The organism is Pseudomonas sp. GL_093 (genome assembly GCF_057837605.1).
The window spans coordinates 1699303-1718042 of record NZ_CM174448.1 but is presented as its reverse complement, the minus strand read 5'-3'; the positions used below and the strand labels follow the sequence as shown (position 1 = coordinate 1718042).

Genomic DNA, 18740 nt, shown 5'->3' with positions numbered 1-18740 from the left:
CAAGTAAAAAACCAACACCCCTCCACCACTTATTTAACTACCCCTCAAGACAAAACAAACAATTACTTCCCCATACACTGCTTTCGCCAGACTCAACCAAACAAAACCTCTCTGAGGATACGTTGCTTCTCTATTGCTACATCGTCATGAAAACACTTTTCTGACGCAACAACTTTAACAACCTCAGCCCCTTCAAAAACCTCTAGACCCTGAGCCCTCAACAACAATAAAGTAGTTATTTTATTCTTTCCGACCCGTTCCCAAAACAAATCACTCAGCCACATAGTGCTTCCAATGGCCTCTACGTACCCTTGCCGAAGTTCGATACGTCCGGGATTCCCTGACGTATCAATTTCCATTTGAGTCAAAGGCGCAGGCAATCCATTTGTTTTTTGAGGAAGCTGTGAAAAAGAGCGTCCAGCACACTCGTATTCCAGAGGGTCTTTCGCATTTTGCCAAAAGTCATATTCGACATCAGAAATCCACGCTTGAATAAGACCGTTGACACTTAGAATAGGCGCGGCCAGTTCTTCCCAGGCAACCTTATTGGCACTGCCTGCTTCCTGTATGGTCAGAAAGCTGTGGGCCAAAGCGGGCAGGATGCCGAATCTAAGTTCAAGCCCGTTCGATACCACGCCGCTAGGCCAAGACTTTTTTTTCGATATGTTTTTTTCAAGTGCCTTAACACCAACGTCAACTCCACGCATCGAAAAAACCGCAGGCAAGCCAAGTTTATTTAAAGCACCGACAAAGGCAGCTAACACCTGCACACCGCTTATCGAATCGGCAGCAAAAACAAACTTCAACTTCTCAGGTCTTTTATCTTTCACTTAAACTCCTTGACAATCACTGTCACGTTATACTCTCGACCAAACTCGATAAGCGACTTCGCAGCCGCCGCCCCCCCCGGCTGAACACGCAGATCAAGCGCCATACTGGCTGGAACACCGTTCACTTTTGCGCCGTTCGTTCCTAGATCAATAATGTGATCCTGCATACGGTTCAGCCATGTTTTACCTGTGGTATCTACCGATTTCAGACTAACAAGCGTGTTACCGTTTTGGAAATCAACCAGTGGAAAATATCCATTTCTTTCAGCGCCAACGTTGTACCAGCCGCTTTCAGGTGAATAGTCATTTTTAGCAAGGTACGATTCGATGGTGGTACCCCGCTCAGTCGGTTTCAGGTTCCAGACGTCTGCGAGGTTTTTTGTTGGACCTGATGGGCTATCCGCTGCCGGGGGAACAACCTTGGTCGGATCCTTACCGGTGCGCACAACCCGAACAGCAGCCAATCCAGCCGCAAGCGTCATAGCGCCCGCCATAACAGCTGCAGCACGCTCGGGGCTCATCCCCCACTTTTCAACAAGGATATCCGCAACCGCACTTGCCGAGTGCTCAGTGGTAGCACCTGCCAGCAGATTCTGGAAGCCATCGTTTTCCGCAATCAGCAGGTTGTAAGCCTCACGGGCTTCGGGTGATGCAGAGGCGATCAGGTCTCGGAAATGTTCAGTATCCTCTTGCGCCTTGGCGACAAGATTCGCGATGCGCCCGCAGTTTGCTGGATCCTGACCACACTGGACCAGCGCATCCATCTCCTGATGCTGGCTCAACTCGCGATACGAGGTGTATGCCTTGGTGACGCATTGGGCATCATTTCCGCAACCCACCAACTCGTTTGCTGCCCGATCAAGATCTGAATGATTCAGGTAGTTGTACTGAGTGGCATTGGCGGCGATGTTCGCGGCAATAGTGGGATCGCTGTCTGAAAGTACCGCTGTGAGTACGCCAAGCAGCTGCGACATCGCTAACAAGTTGGCTTTAGCCTGGTCAGCCCCCGGCACGTTCGGATCGTAGCCTTCGGGCAGCACCAAGTCCGCCAGGTACTGCACCAGTGCTTCGTTAGCTCCCCCTGCCAATGCTCCCGTCTTGAAGTCGCCGCCCATGGCCATCGACTTCAAGCCACCGACCAGTGCGTGGGCCGCGATCTTGGTCGGGCTGCCGTCGATCAGATTCAGGTTGCCGACTTTATTGGCCGCAATAGCACCGCCAATATTAACGACGGCACCCAGCAGGTTGTCGACGAAGTTATCGCCCAGGCTACCGCCCTGAAGGACGGTTTGGGCCACGGTATCAGCACCGCTCTTGATAACGACTTGGCCAAGACTGTCCAGGTCGAACCCAATTTTGCTTGGGTCATAACCCAGGCTACTGCTGCCAATTCCGCCCAACACTCCGGAGAGCACGTAACCTTTGAGGCTTTCGCTGCTGAAGGTGTCTTTTAAGACTGAACCCAAGTTACCTTTGTTACTGATGGCGCTGTTGGCTGCCGTGGTTTCCATCGCGATCAATACCGCGTTGGCAAAGCCTGCTGTAAAGGTACCGGCCGTAGCACCCATCAACGCGGCACCTGCCCCACCCGTGACCGCTGCCAGCAAGATTGCCAGCGCCAGTTGTGCGGCGACACCAAGTCCCGAACTTGAGTATTTGAAGCTCTTGTGGATTTCTTCCACCCGACGCCAGTCGACATCGCCTCGCTGTTCGGCCTCTTTCAACCAGGCCAGTTTGGGATCAGCCGCCACCATGGAGTCGATAGTCTGGCTGACGCTCTTCTGATCGATTTGCTTGATATCGATTTTGAGACCGTTTACCGCCTTGATCACCAACGCGCCGTTGGCCACCAACTCACTTTGACGCAAGGTTTCATCAGTGTTGCCTTTGCCCTTCATCGAGTTCCAGGCAGCATTGCTGTTGCTCTTGGTGTGGCTCTCGTCATGCAGGTCCTTGACTGCTTCAAACGTGATGGACCCACCACTGTCCAGCGTGATGTTCTTACCACTCTCCAGCTTCGCCACCTGATAGCGCTGATCCCCACCGCTGACCAGTGTCAAGTTGCCGCCTGTGGTGATTTCACTGCCGATGTTTTTCACATCGGTAACTTCGTCGCGTTTGGTTTTTTTCGAGCCGAAGGAGCCCTTCTTCTTCATGTCATACAGCGAGTAATCTCTGTCTTGCGCCGCAAGAATATCGAGGTTGTCACCCGCCACCAGGTACGCCTCGTCGCCTGCAGTAATGCGGCTGGAGATGACGGAGAGATCCTCACCGGCATTCAACTTCACATTGCCGCCCGCCGTGATACCCGACATGACCTGGCTGACGTGGTCTTCCTGGACCGTGAGTTTTTTGCTCTTGGACAGGGAGTGCTCTTCATCCGCCGCCGAGCTGATGGTCAGGTTGTCGGTTGCCGTCATGGCGATGTTGCGCTTGGCATCGATCTGGCTGGCGATGACGTTGATATCACGCTTGGCATCGGCCGACAGGTCACGTCCGGCGCTGATGCTGGCGCCCAGTTGAGTGATATCGCTGCTGTTGTGTTTACTGTCCTTGAACACGCTGTTGGTGACCTGCGTCGAGGACACATTGAGGTCTCGTCCTGCATTCAGGCTCATGTCCCGACCGCTTTGCATGACACCGCCGACAATGTTGATGTCTTGCCCCGCCTTCACGGTGAGGTCGTTGGCGGCCTCGATGCGCGCGGCATTGTCGGCGTAGTCGTGATGCTGGGTGCCAAAGCGGGTACTGCTGTCCGACGACGTGACGGTCCGCTCGTTGAGCACATCACCTCTGGTCGCCGTCACGGACACGTCACGACCAGCAAGGATGCCGCCCGACTTGTTGATAACGTCATTACCCGCCAGCACATCCAGACGGTTACCCGCCTGAATCAGCCCGCTGTTGACCAAGTCTTTGCCCGCCGTCGCCGACAGGTTATTGGTAGCGCGAAGCGTACCGACATTATCGAGATTCTGACCAGCAATCAGCGTCACGTCGTTGCCTGCAATCAGCGCACCGGTAGGGCCGAGGCGGCCTTCGGCCTGTGCCAGATAGAGCACCGGCACCAGCACTTTTTCGCCATTCACTTCGTGCTCTTCGAGCCAGACGATGTCGTGGGTCAGCGCCGCGACTTGTTGCGAGGTAAGGCTGACACCCATCGACAGATTGAGGGCGTCCTTGCTGGCGATGGCGTTGTTCATCAGGTACTTGAACAGGCCTTCGTCGGTGGTCTGGCCGTCGATGTAGCGCTGGCCAGTGCGAGCGACGACCGCTTGCTGGATCAGGCGCTGTTCGTAGAGGCCGTCGCCCAGGCGTTTGGCGCTGGTGTCCGGGTCGTAGCCGAGATTGGCCAGCAGATAATCCGAACTCATGAACTGCTTGAGGTTGGTGAGTACCGGATTGGTTTCGATCAGGTATTTGTGGCCGTTGGCCGGCGCTTTCACGTCCGGCAGGCCGGTGACGCGCGTCAGGGGACGAATGCCGATCGCGGACTGGATAGCTTTCGTATGCGCGTTGGCATCAGAGCCATCCAGTTTGACGGTCACGTCGAGTGTGCTGGCGACGTCCGTTGCCACGGTCGGTGTGCGCCTGGCAGGGAGTACGGCGCGGTCACTGCTGGAGACGGCCGTCGGGGTGTTGACCTGCAAGCTGCGCGGGCCACCGCTGTTAGCGGCGACCACGTGTCCCTGGGTGATGACGTTTTCACCGCCCACCGTCCAACCCGGCGGATGCAGTGTGCCTGAAACCGGAGCCAGATCACTGGAGTCCTGAGTACTCAGACGAAACAGGCCGTTCTGCCCGGTGGGAAGACTAAAGCCCGGCAATGTCAGCGGGTTGACTTGTTGCTGGGCGAGATCGGGTGGTAGTTGGCTGTTGAGCCTGATGACCGTGGTACCGGTACCGCTTGCCTTGGTGTCCGCGACTTTATTGGTGCCGCCGGTGGAACCGTAGTCCTGGTGGATGACACTGTTCTGCAGATCCTGGGTAGCCGTGATCGAGACATTGCCGCCTGCCTGGATGACGGCATTGCGACTGGTGCTTGTACTTGCAGCACCGGTGCTGTCTTGGGCGACTTCGATATCGCTGAGCAGTGTGTACTGAGCCAGCTGGCTCGGCAGTCCAAGCAGATTATTCGGGTCGTACTGGGATGGCGTTGAGGTTTCGAAGCCATAGCTCAACCCGGACAGTGCGATGCCATATCCCCGGAGTGCACTGACGACTGAACCTGTTTCACTGTCTTTGAGGTGAACCACTTGATACGTGTCAGCGTCGTGTCCCCCCTCCCTGATACGACCCGATGTAGGTATGGCTTTTCGGATACCGCCTGCCTGATCGATGTAATACACATAGGGGAAATCAGGGTTGTTTCGCTGGTTGTAGGGCATCACGACATTGGAGAAAAATCGTCCGGTATCACCATCGCTCATCCCCTCGATCTTGTAAGTACGCGTGCGCTCAATAGTCCCACTCTTCGAGCCAATGTTTTGAAGACTGTCGGCGTTGATAGTGATATTGCCACCAGCGGCGACAGTGCTTTTACTATTGAGGAAAGTACCGCCCTGGAATACGAAATCTTTGCCTGCTGTGAGCATCGCCGACGCGCTGGTGTCGCTGTCAGTACTCTCATAGACCTCACGAGCAGCCAGCGTGAAGTTGTAATAATCCCCCACGCAGTCACTACATACATTGGCGATAAACCCCGATACCAGCTCACGCCCACCAGATACGACCGCTCCCTCGGTACGATTCTGGAACACATCAGCGTTAATCGTGAATGCCCCACCGCTCTCCATTGAGCCGGAAATGTTGCTCACACCAGCGGCCCGCACAGCACCGCCATAACCACCGATTACCACGTTGCCCAGTCCGTACAGATCGCCGTTCTGGTTAGTGAGGTTGCCAACGCTCAGCGTCATGTCGGCACCGCTGAAAATCAGCCCGCGATCATTGAGCAGCGACGGGGTTTTCAGCTCGAGGTTCTGTGCCGAACCCAGCGTTCCGTAGTTGGCGATGCTGCCAGCTTCGACGGTCAGGTCGGCATTGGAAGTCAGCCGCCCGGCGTTGGTCAGCTGTCCGCCGATCTTGACCTTGGAATCACCACCACCCGCGATGCTTGAGGCTGCGTTCAGGCTCAGTTGTGCCGCGGTCAAGGAAAGACCGCCAATGCTCGACATCCGCCCGTTGCCGCTGTAACTGCCGCCCAACTGCATATCCAACACGCCATCGCTGGCGATCAGGCCATCATTCGTCCAGTTGCCGCCACGAGCTTGCAAGTAGTCAGATGCCAGCAACTTGCCACTGGCGGTCTGACTGAAATTACCGACGTTGACGTTCAAGCGCCCGGCCTGGATGACGCTGGAGTTGGTCCAGGTATCGGCATTCAGATTCAGGGTTCCGGCGGTGGTGATGCCGCCTCCGGCACCAATGACGTTGGCGGTGGAGATATCAAATAGGCCACGACCCACGTGATTGAGTTGGCCACCGGCATTCAGAAAGCTGCCAACGGCCAAGGTCAGGTCGGTGTTGGCGGTCTCGAGTACGCCATTGCGGTTGTCCAGTAGGCCGCCAATCTGGAAGCTGGTCTTGCCGGTATTGCCCAGGGAGCGAAGTCGGCCAGTCTGGTTATCGACGCTAGCCGCTTTGACGGCCAGCGTGGTGTCGCTTTCGACAATACCAGCGCGGTTGTTCAGAGCGCCGCTGAGGCTGAGGTCGATGCGGTTACCGGCAATCTGACCGTTACTGTTGTCCTGACTGGTGCCCGTTACACCGGCCAGCCCTTTGGCATAGAGCACTCCATTACGGTTGTCGAATGCGGCGGTGGTGATGCTCGCGTCAGTGGCTTGCGCCGAGATCCGCCCGCCGTTGTTGTCCAGGCCGGCCAGTGCCGACAGCGTCAGGCCCTGGCCTTGAATGATCCCGCCCTGGCGGTTGTTGTTGAGGTCGTAGCCGTTGCGCAACACGCCGACGGTTCGTGCTTCAAGGGCGCCTTTGATGCTCGACAGCACGCCGCCACGGTTGTCGATATTGGCGGCGTCGATCTTCACGACACCGTTTTGGGCAATGACTTTGCCGCTCTGGTTATCGAGGTTGCCGCTGACGTCGAGGGTCAGGCCGTTCTGACTCTGGATCGCACCTTTACCGTTGGCCAGGCTGGCGGCTTTCAAGTTCAGGCCGGCGTTCTGGCTGTAGATCAAACCGTTGGCGTCGTTGCGGACCGCGCCGCTGGCGGTGATCTGCAAGGCGTCCTTGGCGGCGATGGTGCCGTTGTTGCTGTTGTCCAGTGAACCGGTCAGGAGAGTCAGCGTACTTTGGCTGGCGAGTTGGCCGTTCTGGTTGGCGAGGTCGGTAACGCGCTTGATCAGCACCGGTCCGGCGCCGGCCAGTTTGCCGCTGGTATTGGTCAATGCACCGAGCAGATCCAGCGTCACTGCGCCATTGCCGGCGATGCTCCCGGCCGTGTTGTCCAGGCCGGTGGCCGTGGCATTGATCGCCGCTTGCGCGTTGATCGTGCCGCCCGCGTTGGTCAATGCGCCGGCGGTGATGTCCAGTGCGGCGCCGCTGTCGATCAGACCGCCCTGGTTGTTGTTGAGGGACTCGCCCAGGGTAAGGGTCTGTCCTGCCGCGCTGCTGAGGATGCCTTTGTTACTGTTATCCAAACTCTTTGATTTGACGCTCAGGCTGCCCTGGCTGACCAATGCCCCGGCATCGCTATTGAGCAAGGCGCCCTTGAGGTCCACGGCAACATCACCGTTGCGACTCGAGAGTGTGCCGCTGTCGTGGTTATCGAGGCTGTCGCCGTTGACGGTCAGGCCCTGCCAACCAGAGATCAATCCCTTCTGGTTGACCAGGCTGGTGCCGTTGATCGTCAGTAGCTGACTGCTGATCAGCTTGCCGGCGCTGTTATCCACGGCGCGGGCGATCACATCGAAACCGAGGTTGCTGGAGATTTCGCCGCTCTTGTTGTTGAGATCGCGCAAGTGCTTGAGGGTCAGTGGCCCCTTGGCCGTGAGCAGGCCGTTGCGATTGTCCAGGTCGCCGTTGGCCAGCTCCACGGTGACAGCTTTGTCGCCGAGCAGGCGGCCACCGTCCTGGGTCAGGGACGTCAGGGTCAGGTCGATATCGCCCTTGGCCGAGACTTCGCCATCGTTGCTGGAGTCCAGGCTAGTGGCAGTCAGGGTCAGATTGCCCTGGCTGTTGATCAACCCACTATCACGGTTGTTCAGCGCCATGGCGTTGAGAATGACGGCGCTGGCGCCAAGCACCGTGCCGCTCTGGTTATTGAATTCGGCGCTACCGATTTTGAGTAGCTGAGCCGCGTTGATCAGGCCTTTGGCATCGTTGCGCAACACACCGTCGACGGTCAGCTCGAGGTCGCCGCGACTGGTCAGGCTACCGCCGCTGTTGTTCAGGCTGGCGGCGCGCGCGTCGAGGGACGCAGCGCCGATCAGGCCTTTGACGTTGTCCAGTGCGTTGGCGATGCGCAGGGTCAGGCCCTGATTACTCAGCAATTTGCCGTTGCTGTTGTCCAGGCTTTGCGCCGTTAGCGTGAAGGCTTCGGCGCTGGAGATTTCACCGCCCTGGTTGTTGACGCCCTTGAGTTGTTTGAGCAGCAAGGCACCGGGAGCATTGATCAGCCCGTTCTGGTTATTCAGTTGGCCGTTGTTCAGGTCCAGGCTGAGGCTGCTGTTGCTGAACAGCTTGCCACCCTGCTGATCCAGCCCGGTGACCGAAGCGGTCAAGGCGCCCTCGCTGCCGATGCGGCCGTCGTCCTGGTTGGCTACCTGACCCGCAATGAGATTCAAGGTGCTGGCGCTGTTGAGTCTGCCCCCCTGGCTGTTATCGAACGCGCCGGTGGTGACCGTCACCGCGCCTTTGCCGCTGATGCTGCCTTGTTGGCGGTTATCGAGGCTGGCACTGGTGAGTGTGAGCGCACCATCGGTGACCAGTGCACCGCCCTGGTTGCTGACGCTGCCGTCGCTGGTAAGCGTCAGACCAGCGGCGCTGGAAAGACTGCCCTCGGTATTGGTCAGTTGCGTGGTTTTGACGGTCAACGCACCTTCGCTGCTGACCTGGCCCAGGCTGTTGTCGAACGCGCCGGTCAGGTTCAAGTGCATGTTTTGCACGCTTAGCAAATTGCCGCCGCTGTTATCCAGCAAACGCCCTTGCAGGTTCAGCGCGGTGGTTGCGCTGAGCAGACCTTTGTTGCGGTTGAGCAACTGGTCCACGGTGAGGGTCAGCGCCTGACCGGTGAAAATCTGGCCGCCATCGCTGTTGTCGAGTTTTTTGCCGGTGATCGACAAGTCGGCGTTGGTGCTGAGCTCACCACCGCGGTTATCAAGGTCATCGACCGTCAGGGTCATGGCTTTGGTGGAACCAAGCAGACCTTTTTCGCTGTTGTCGAGGGTGTCGGCGGTCAGCTTGAGCACACCGGTGGTGATCAATTTGCCTTTTTGGTTATTCAGGGTTCTGACCTGAATGGTGGCGTCGGCCTTGCCGGCAATATCGCCACCAAGGTTATCCAGGGTGTCGGCAGTAAGCAGCAGTTCACCATCAGCGATGACCGCACCTTGCTGGTTATCCAGTGTGTTGTCGGTGGTGAGTTCCAGCCGGTCGTGGCTGCTGATCAAGCCTTCGCTGTTGTTGAGGCTGTCACTGTGGCTATCGAGGGAAGCGGCGGAGATCACGCCTTTGAGGTTGTTCAAGGCTTGTGCGATGCGCAGGGTCAGACCCTGATTACTTAGTAATTTGCCGTTGCTGTTGTCCAGGTTCTGAGCGGCCAGTGTGAAGGCTTGGGCGCTGGAGATTTCACCGCTCTGGTTGTTGACGTCCTTGAGGTTTTTCAACATCAGCAACGGCGCGTTGATCAGACCACCCTGGTTGTTCAGTTGACCGTTGTTCAGGTCCAGACTCAGGCTGGTTTGGCTGAACAGTTCACCGCCCTGTTGGTCAAGCCCGGTGACCGAGGCGGTTAATGCTTGCTGGCTGGCAATGCGTCCGGTGGCGTTATTAACCTGCTTGGCAGTGAACTCCAGGGTAGTGCCGCTAATGAGACGCCCGCCCTGACTGTTATCAACGTTGCCAGTGACGACGCGGGTGGTGTCTTTGCCGGATATCAGGCCTTTCTGGCTGTTATCCAGGCTGGCGCTGTCGAGGGTCAAGGTGCTGTCGGTGCTGATCGAACCACCCTGATTGAGTAAGGCGCCACGACTGGTCACGGACAACTCACCGGCACTGCCCAGGCTGCCGGCGCTGTTGTCGAGGCTGGCCGCGTTGACCGTCAATGTTCCTTCGCTGCTGATCAGCCCCTGGAGATTGAGCAACGCATCATCGAGGGTAATCACCAATGCGTTGAGACTGGCGAGGCTGCCACCGCTATTGTCCAGCGTGGTGCCGGTGAGGGTCGTAGCCCCCTTGGCGACGATCAGACCTTTGTTCTGATTGATCAGGTGGGCAACGGTCAGTTCCAGATCGCTCCCGGCCAGAATTTTGCCGCCGTCGCTGTTGTCCAGGCGCTGGCCTGTGATGTTCAACAGCAGGTTGCCGGAGAGCTCGCCTGCACGGTTGTCGATGTCGCCGACTTTCAGCGTCAGCGCTTTAGTGGTGCCGACCAGGCCGCCGTTGCGATTATCGAGGGTCGTGCCGGTCAGGCTCAGATTGCCTTGGGCAACCAATGCCCCGCCTTGTTGTTGCAGCAGCCCAATGGTGGCAGTGAGGTCACTTTGGCTGGAGATCCGCCCCGCCGCGTTTTGCACTTCATCGGCGTTGAGGGTGACCGCGCCGATGGCACTGAGCAAACCGTCACTGTTGTCCAGGCGAGTACCGTCATAGGTGATACCGGTCTTGCCGCTGATCAAGCCTTTGTCACGGTTATCCAGTTGGCCGATTTGCAATTTCAGCTGTTTGTCGGCCTGGATCACCCCACCGCGGTTATCGGCAGAGTTGCTGTTTATGGTCAGCGTGTCTTTGCCGCTGACTTTGCCACCGCGGTTGTCGAGGCTGCCGCTGCGTACATCGATTGCGCCCTTGGCGCTGATCTCGCCCTCGTTCTGGTTATCCAGCAAACCGCTGATGCGCGCGGTGAGGCTGCCGTCGCTGACCACCACACCTGCGTCGCGGTTGTCGATGCTGGCGGCTTTGAGTTCAACCTGCTTGCCTGAACCGAGCAAACCGTCCCGGTTATCCAGCGCGCCGCTGAGGTCAATGTTCAAGCCAAGGTCGCCCAGGACCTGGCCACTTTGGTTGTTCAGCGTAATTGCGTTGAGCCGGGTGATGCGGGTGCTGGAGATTTCACCATTACTGTTGTTCATCTGACCGAAAGTGCCCGTCAGATTGCCGACACTGTTGATGACCCCGTTTGCGTTAAACGCCTGGTTGGCCGTGATGTTCAGCGCCCCCGTGCTCAACACTCGACCGTTGTTCCGGTTATCTAGCGTGCCGGCGGTAATGTTTGCGGTTTGTGCGGCGCTCAACGTGCCGCCCTGGTTGCTCAGGGTCTGGGCGGTATTGACCGACAGGTTGCGACTGGCAACCACGCTTTTTCCATTGTTGTTGAAATTTTGCGCCGTCAGGCTCACATCGCCGTTGGCGTTGCGGCTGCTGTCGGCGTTAACCCCGGCTTCGATGACACCATTGTTGGTCAACTGACCGCCGGCACTCAGGGCGATGCTGTCGCGGGCGGCGAGGGTTTGCTGGTTGGTCAGGTTGCCCTGGGTTTGAACGTTAAGCGCGGATCCGGCGTAAACCGGACCGCGGGCGTCGAGGCTCGCGGCTTTGACGATGACGGCGCCGGTGGCCGAGGTGTCGACCAGGCTCAAGTGCCCGTTGGCATCGAGCTGAATGTCGCCGCCGCTGGCAATCAGTTTGCCGTCGAGTTTCACCCCGACCCCGGCTTCGGTGCCCACCAGTTTGATCGCCCCGGCGTACATGCCGCCCAAGGCCGAGGAGTCGATAGCCAGCCCCGGTTTGCCGCTGCCGTCATCGGCGCGGGCGGTGGCGTTGAGACTGTCGGCGTTGACGTCGTTGCGCCCGGCGACGATGGTCAGGTTGTTCGCCTGAATCTCGGCGTTGATTTTCGCGCTGCGGGTGATGATTTCGAAGCGGTCGACGTTCGTGGCATTCAGTCCGGCGCCTTCGATGGCGATGCTGCCCTGATCGACCTGGAAGCGATCCAGACGACCGCCGCCGTCGAGCACGGGTTTGCCGGTGGTCAAGGTCACGCGCGGGGTGTTGATGAAGCCGCAACCGTTGCAACTGATGCCGTAGGGGTTGGCGACGATCACCCGCGCCGACTGCCCCGCTACTTCGGTGTAACCGCGCAACTGGCTAGGGCTGCCGCCGACCACTTCGTTGAGGATGGTTTGCGCCGCGATCCGGTTGGTCAGGTTGGGGTTGCCGACAATGATCCCGCCCAATTGCGTCGCGCCGGTCTGGTTGGCGACGTTGTTGAGGATCACGCCTTGGGTGCCGACGTTGTAATCGTGAAACTGGTTATGCGACAGACCGGTGCCGTTGGGCGTGGCGATTTGAATGATCGGCACCCCGTTGCCCGCCTGACCGAGACTAGTGCCCGGCGTAGCCACCACAATCCCGTCGGCCTGCGCCCACATCGGCTGCCAGAACATGACGTTGGCCAACAGGAACGCCAACCCGCGCTTGGGCATGCCCCAGAAGTGCTCACGGTTTTTGACCGCAGCAGAAGGCTGGCCAGCGAGGAAGGCGTAGTGGCGAACGTCCATGTCAAAAGGTCTCGTTTCGATCGGCAAGAATGGAATGAGCAATAAACAGACACAGCCGTCCCGACACGGCAAACGCTGAGGGCGTTTGCAGAGCGAATACGTCAAAAGGGGATAAATACGCGCTTGGGTCAGAAGGTCCAAAGCGTGGCGTAAACGACCATTGCATCAGCGTGCGAATGGTCTGTTCGGTCCCTCGAAACGGCGAAGTGATATCAATGTGATGGCGCGATGTTAAGTTGCCATCATTCTGGCGTCAATAAGCCGTTCAGGGTGTTTTTGGCGGACGCTCTAGCGCGAGGGTTTGGGTCCACTGCCTGAACTTTCCGGGTGGAGAAACCCTCCACTCAATAACGCCGTGACATTGATCAATGAGGCCCCGCTCATGAAAACCATCCTGCTCAAACTCACCCTCGCCGCCACCCTCGCCTGCGCCCTCCCCGTCTGGGCCTGCACGCCCGAAGAAGCCACCATTAAGCGCGAACAACTGGCCAAGGAAGTCGCCAAGCTCACCGAACAAAACCCAGCCAAGGCCAAGGAGATCAACGCCGAGTTGCAGAAGATGGATTTGGGAACGGCCAGCAAGGATCTGCCGGACAAGTGCCAGTTGATTGATCAGCGATTGAAGGAGCTGGGGGCAGCGGAGAAGAAAACCGAGAGTTAATCAAACTCAGGAATTTCAGGCATAAAAAAACCGGACACTGGTCCGGTTTTTTATGGGTCGCTAGAACTGCTTATTCAGCAGCCGGCGCTTCCGGCTTGCGGCGCTTCAACGGCGCCATGCCGTCCTTGCTGACCAGCGACAGGGCGTCGGTCTTCGGGCGGTTGGCGATTTTGCGTTTGGTCGGGGCCTTGGCGCCGGTTTTCTTCTTGTCGCCTTTGGCGTCGACTTTTTTCTTCTTCACGCCAACGGCTTTGCCCGAGGCCTTGACCTTTTTCGGTCCGCCGTAGGTACCTTTGACTTCCTTGATGGTGCGGCGCTCGAAGCTCTGCTTGAGGTAGCGCTCGACGCTCGACATCAGGTTCCAGTCGCCGTGGCAGATCAGCGAGATGGCCAGGCCATCGTTGCCGGCGCGACCGGTGCGACCGATACGGTGAACGTATTCGTCGCCGCTGCGCGGCATGTCGAAGTTGATTACCAGGTCCAGGCCTTCCACGTCGAGGCCGCGAGCGGCAACGTCGGTGGCGACGAGGATTTTCACGCCGCCCTGCTTCAGACGGTCGATGGCCAGCTTGCGATCCTTCTGGTCTTTGTCACCGTGCAGGACGAACGCTTTGTATTCCTGCGCCACCAGGCGGCCGTAGATACGGTCGGCCATGGCCCGGGTGTTGGTGAACACGATGGCCTTCTGGTAGGTCTCGTTGGCCAGCAGCCAGTTCACGATCTGTTCTTTGTGCTGGTTGTGGTCAGCGGTGATGATCTGCTGACGGGTGGTCGCATTCAGGTCGCTGACGTTGTTCAGCTGCAGGTGCTCAGGGTTGTTCAGCACCTTGGCGACCATCTCGCGCAGGCCCGAACCACCGGTGGTGGCGGAGAACAGCATGGTCTGCTGGCGGTTGGTGCACTCTTCCACCAGACGCTGGACGTCTTCGGCAAAGCCCATGTCGAGCATGCGGTCGGCTTCGTCGAGGACCAGTACTTCGACTTCCTTGAGGTCGAGGTTGCCGGCGTTCAGTTGCTCGATCATCCGGCCCGGCGTACCGATCAGGATGTCCGGCACCTTGCGCAGCATGGCAGCCTGGACCTTGAAGTCTTCACCGCCGGTGATCAGGCCGGACTTGATGAAGGTGAACTGAGCGAAACGCTCAACTTCCTTGATGGTCTGCTGGGCCAGCTCGCGGGTCGGCAGCAGGATCAGGGTCTTGATGCTGACGCGGACTTTAGCCGGGCCGATCAGACGGTTGAGGATCGGCAAAACGAATGCAGCGGTTTTGCCGCTACCGGTTTGCGCTGTCACCCGCAGGTCACGCCCTTGGAGCGCCAGCGGAATAGCCGCTGCTTGCACTGGCGTTGGCTCGACAAATTTAAGCTCGGCCACGGCTTTGAGCAGGCGTTCGTGCAGGGCGAATTGGGAAAACACGGGTGCTACCTCGAAGAAATACAAAAAAACAGCTGCATAGGGTAACGGTTTCGAGCGCTCAGGCCGAGTTTCTTTATACAAACGGCGCTAAACAGTGGTTTTTTTGTTGCGTCTTTTGTCCTCAAACGTCATCCAAAGCGTCTTAAATGCTCTAATCGCCCCGTCGCGTCCTACAGAAGAACCGTTTTCGCCCATGGATATCAAACAGCTCTGGCTCAACGTCCAAGACCTTTGGGGTGCCCTTGATCAGCACCCTCTCCTGCATTCCAGCCTGGCATTGGTGCTATTGCTGGTGGTTGCGCTGGTCCTCGGACGAGTGGCGCGCTACCTCATTCTGCATGCGACCAAAATGCTCGGTCGCCAGCCGGCGTTGCATTGGGTCAACGACTTGCGGCACAACAAAGTGTTTCATCGCCTGGCACAGATGACCCCGTCGCTGGTGATCCAGTTCGGCCTGTATCTGGTGCCGGAGCTGGGCAAGACCAGTCTGATCTTCCTCGGTAACGTTGCGCTGGCATTTACCATTCTGTTTTTGCTGTTGGCGGTCAGTGCCCTGCTCAGCGCCCTGCTCGACATCTACGCGCGCACCGAACATGCCCGTACCCGCTCGATCAAAGGCTACATACAACTGGCGAAAATGGTCTTGTATGTATTTGGCGCGATCATCATTGTCGCCACGCTGATCGACCGTTCGCCGCTGTTGCTGCTGTCAGGGCTGGGCGCCATGTCGGCGGTGATTCTGTTGGTCTACAAGGACACCCTGCTGTCGTTCGTCGCCAGCGTGCAGCTGACCAGCAATGACATGCTGCGGGTCGGCGACTGGATCGAGATGCCGCAAGTCGGCGCCGATGGTGATGTGGTCGATATCACGCTGCACACGGTCAAGGTGCAGAATTTCGATAAAACGATTGTGTCGATTCCAACCTGGCGCCTGATGTCCGAGTCGTTCAAGAACTGGCGCGGCATGCAGCAGTCCGGTGGACGACGGATCAAGCGCAGCCTGTTCATCGACGCCAGTGGCGTGCGATTCATCCGCGATGACGAAGAGCAGAAACTGTCCCAGGTGCATCTGCTGACCGACTACATCAGTCGCAAGCAGGCTGAACTCAAGGCCTGGAATGAAGCCCAGGGTAATGTGGCGGCGATGTCGGCCAACCGTCGGCGGATGACCAATATCGGGACCTTCCGCGCCTATGCACTGGCGTATTTGAAGAGTCACCCGGAAATCCAGCCGAACATGACCTGTATGGTTCGCCAGATGCAAACCACCGCGCAGGGCATTCCGCTGGAGATCTACTGCTTCACCCGCACCACCGTGTGGGCGGATTACGAGCGGATTCAGGGGGATATTTTTGATTACCTGCTGGCAGTGTTGCCGGAGTTTGGCTTGAGCCTGTATCAGCAGCCCAGTGGCGGGGACTTAAGAGCCGGGCTGCTCCCGGCGATACTGGGCGCAAGCCACATCCCTGAGCCAGAAAAACACATCATGTAACCACCTCGGCTCACCCGGCATGCTGTTGGATGATCACCGTCTGCGCCGGCATCGGGGCCGGGAAACCGGCTTCACCGAGGGAATCTTTGATGGTGCGGTTGGTGTCGAAATAAACCTGCCAATAGTGCTCGTTGTGGCAGTAAGGACGCACCGCCAACACCGGACCGACCAGATTGAACTCTAAAATCTCCACCTCCACTGCCGGCTCGGCAAGCACATTGGGGATCGTGGCAATGTGTTGTTTCAGCAAGGCCGCCGCCGCTTTCCAGTCGGCCGCGCCCGATAGCTGTGCTTTCAGTTCGACACGGCGGAACGGGTTGTGGGTGAAGTTCTGGATGTTGTCGCTGAAAATCTTGTTATTACCGACCAGCGTCAGCACGTTATCCGGGGTGTTGATCGCGGTAGCGAACAGACCGATCTCGGTGACCGTACCCGTCACCCCACCCGCGCAGATGAAGTCGCCGACCTTGAATGGGCGCAGGACAATAATAAACGCGCCCGCCGCCAGATTGGCCAGCAACCCCGACCAGGCCAGACCGATCGCAAGACCGACCGCAGCGAGCAGCGCGGCGAAGGTGGTCGTCTGCATGCCCAGGTAGCCGAGGATACCGATCACCAGAATGATGTTCAGCGTCACGGTAATGGCTGAGCCAACATAGCGCAGTACGGTCGGGTCGACCTTCTGTTTGCCCAGAGCCCGCTGCACCATGCCGACAGCAAAACCTATCAGCCAGCGTCCGACGATCCAGAAGGCGATGGCGGAGAGGATCTTCACCGCGAAAGCGGCACCATACTGTTGCACCAGCGCGATTAACGCGTTGAACTTCGCGGTGGTAACGTTAACGATAGTCTCGTCCATGGCTGGGGCCCAGAGGTGAAGAATTGGTTCCGAAACCCTAGCACAGCCTGTATGCCCCGCCAGTCAATGGGCTGATGGGGTCGACAAGACCATCGTTTCGATTCCGACCTGGCGCCTGATGTCCGAGTCGTTCAAGAACTGGCGTGGTGTTGGGCGCAAGCCATATTCCCGAGAATGAAAAACACGTCATGTAACACCTCGCTCCCGCAGGGGTTTAAGGGCTATTTTCCAAAGAGCCGGCGCACCTGAACGGGATCGGCGTTACCGCTTTGGTCAAGCGCAATGAAGTATTTGAGCTGCCATTGCTGCGTTTTCACAGCTTGTTTGGCGACGGGCCTGGACCACGGCGGATAGACACGAAACGCCCGCTTGCCACCTTCACCATCAATCGACATGACCCCTTTGGCGGCCAGTATCTTCTGGTCAAACACAAACTGCCCGCGATGGGGTTCATCAGCAACGCTCACCACCACAAAGGCGACGTCATCGCCGCTATCGAGCGGGGCAATCTCGCTGGTCGGCGTTGGCCGCTTCCACAGCGTGACGAACTGACCCATCTTGGTCGGCGTGGTTTTCGCCACTCGGAAGACAACCACCTGGCCATCGAGGCCGAAGCGGCAGGCGCCGTATTCGGCACTCTCCTCCTCGCGCCGAGCTTCATCCGTTAACGTCATACCTGCGTGCTTGTAGATCTGCTCGATGGCGGCGATCAGGTCCGTCATGGCCGCTCCCGCAACGGCAGCACTTCTCGCCTGACACCCAACCGGCTGATCCACACTGCCATCAAAATCACCGACCCACCCAAGAACAACCGCCCCAGCGCTTCATGCTGATTCCAGATCAGCAAGTTGATCAGCAACCCCACCGGCACATGCAGGTTGTTCATCACCGCCAGCGTCCCGCCGTTCACCAGGCACGCGCCCTTGTTCCACCAGTACAACCCGAGCGCAGTCGAGACCAGGCCGAGGAACACCAGCACGCCCCATTGCAGCGGTGCTTCGGGCAGAAAGTTCTGTTTGCCAAACAACAGAAACGCCGGCAACGCCACCGCCAATGCCCCCAGGTAGAAGTAGCCAAAGCGCCGGTAATGCGGCAAATCGCTCGGATGGCGGGCCACCAGATGCTTATAGAGCACCTGCCCGGCGGCGTAGGTGAAGTTGGCCAGTTGCAGCAGCAGGAAGCCCATGAAGAAGTCGGGGTTGATCCGGTCGTAGCGAATCACCGCCGCGCCCATCACCGCCACCAGTGCCGCGATCAATGCCCACGGATTGAAGCGCCGACTCAGCGCGTCTTCGATCAAGGTCACGTGCAGCGGCGTGAGGATGGTGAACAGCAACACCTCCGGCACCGTCAAAACTCGAAAGCTCAGGTACAGGCAGACGTAGGTCACACCGAACTGCAACGCGCCGATCAGCAGCATGCCGCGCATGAACGCCGGTTCAACCGAACGCCAGCGGGTCAACGGAATGAACACCAGCCCCGCCAGTACCACTCGCACCAGCACCGCGAAGTAACTGTCGACATGACCGGCCAGGTATTCGCCGATCAAGCTGAAGGAAAACGCCTGAATCAGCGTGACAAAAAGTAGATAGCCCATGTTCGCCTCATTTCGAATGGCGGCGACGATAGCGGTTTTTGCCTGTTATCGCGAACAGTCAGGCAACACAAAACCCCCTGTGGGAGCGAGCTTGCTCGCGATGGCTGAGTGTCAGTCGACAACAATGTCACCTGATCCACCGCTAT

General features: G+C 58.2%; 8 protein-coding genes and 1 pseudogene. 3 read left to right on the top strand and 6 right to left on the bottom strand.

Annotated features, from left to right (window positions below; all coding sequences use genetic code 11):
• Positions 1–92: 92 nt before the first annotated feature.
• Both AC3IUE_RS07770 and AC3IUE_RS07765 read right to left on the bottom strand, forming a co-directional pair.
• A complete protein-coding gene (locus AC3IUE_RS07770; protein WP_489266570.1) occupies positions 93–830 on the bottom strand; it encodes a hypothetical protein in 738 nt (245 codons plus the stop codon).
• Positions 827–12568, bottom strand: coding sequence for a two-partner secretion domain-containing protein (locus tag AC3IUE_RS07765; RefSeq protein WP_489266568.1), 11742 nt, complete (start codon positions 12566–12568; stop codon positions 827–829). The genes AC3IUE_RS07770 and AC3IUE_RS07765 overlap by 4 nt, the downstream gene beginning before the upstream one ends.
• Before the next feature lie 382 nt (positions 12569–12950).
• Between AC3IUE_RS07765 and AC3IUE_RS07760 the strand changes: the two genes are divergently transcribed.
• A complete protein-coding gene (locus AC3IUE_RS07760; protein ID WP_489266566.1) occupies positions 12951–13229 on the top strand; it encodes a hypothetical protein in 279 nt (92 codons plus the stop codon).
• A 70-nt stretch (positions 13230–13299) separates the two neighbouring features.
• Here the strand turns inward: AC3IUE_RS07760 and AC3IUE_RS07755 are convergent, their stop codons facing one another.
• Positions 13300–14646 (bottom strand): DEAD/DEAH box helicase, encoded by a 1347-nt coding sequence (locus AC3IUE_RS07755; protein ID WP_008153197.1) that lies wholly within the window; start codon positions 14644–14646, stop codon positions 13300–13302.
• A 193-nt stretch (positions 14647–14839) separates the two neighbouring features.
• Here AC3IUE_RS07755 and AC3IUE_RS07750 point away from each other — a divergent pair, with 193 nt between their 5' ends.
• Positions 14840–16138 carry a mechanosensitive ion channel family protein gene (locus AC3IUE_RS07750; RefSeq protein WP_489266564.1) on the top strand — a complete coding sequence of 433 codons (1299 nt, stop codon included), beginning with the start codon at positions 14840–14842 and terminating at the stop codon, positions 16136–16138.
• 10 nt (positions 16139–16148) lie between these two features.
• Here the strand turns inward: AC3IUE_RS07750 and AC3IUE_RS07745 are convergent, their stop codons facing one another.
• Complete coding sequence (locus tag AC3IUE_RS07745; RefSeq protein WP_056742665.1) at positions 16149–16997, bottom strand: mechanosensitive ion channel family protein; 849 nt, start codon at positions 16995–16997, stop codon at positions 16149–16151.
• An 82-nt stretch (positions 16998–17079) separates the two neighbouring features.
• On the opposite strand from AC3IUE_RS07745, the pseudogene AC3IUE_RS07740 reads away from it, so the two are divergent.
• Positions 17080–17148 (top strand): annotated as a pseudogene (locus AC3IUE_RS07740) (hypothetical protein); the annotation flags it as partial.
• Positions 17149–17218: 70 nt separating this feature from the next.
• On the opposite strand, the gene AC3IUE_RS07735 reads toward AC3IUE_RS07740, so the two are convergent.
• Entirely contained in the window at positions 17219–17719 is a 501-nt protein-coding gene (locus tag AC3IUE_RS07735; protein WP_489266562.1) for a MepB family protein, read from the bottom strand.
• Positions 17716–18594 (bottom strand): carboxylate/amino acid/amine transporter, encoded by an 879-nt coding sequence (locus tag AC3IUE_RS07730; protein ID WP_056742662.1) that lies wholly within the window; start codon positions 18592–18594, stop codon positions 17716–17718. The genes AC3IUE_RS07735 and AC3IUE_RS07730 overlap by 4 nt, the downstream gene beginning before the upstream one ends.
• Positions 18595–18740: the final 146 nt, after the last annotated feature.

Excerpts from the sequence above, each read along its gene's own strand:
- AC3IUE_RS07735 (WP_489266562.1), bottom strand. The coding sequence starts at position 17,719 with ATGACGGACCTGATCGCCGCCATCGAGCAGATCTACAAGCACGCAGGT.
- AC3IUE_RS07730 (WP_056742662.1), bottom strand. The coding sequence starts at position 18,594 with ATGGGCTATCTACTTTTTGTCACGCTGATTCAGGCGTTTTCCTTCAGC.
- AC3IUE_RS07750 (WP_489266564.1), top strand. The coding sequence starts at position 14,840 with ATGGATATCAAACAGCTCTGGCTCAACGTCCAAGACCTTTGGGGTGCC.
- AC3IUE_RS07745 (WP_056742665.1), bottom strand. The coding sequence starts at position 16,997 with ATGGACGAGACTATCGTTAACGTTACCACCGCGAAGTTCAACGCGTTA.
- AC3IUE_RS07760 (WP_489266566.1), top strand. The coding sequence starts at position 12,951 with ATGAAAACCATCCTGCTCAAACTCACCCTCGCCGCCACCCTCGCCTGC.
- AC3IUE_RS07765 (WP_489266568.1), bottom strand. The coding sequence starts at position 12,568 with ATGGACGTTCGCCACTACGCCTTCCTCGCTGGCCAGCCTTCTGCTGCG.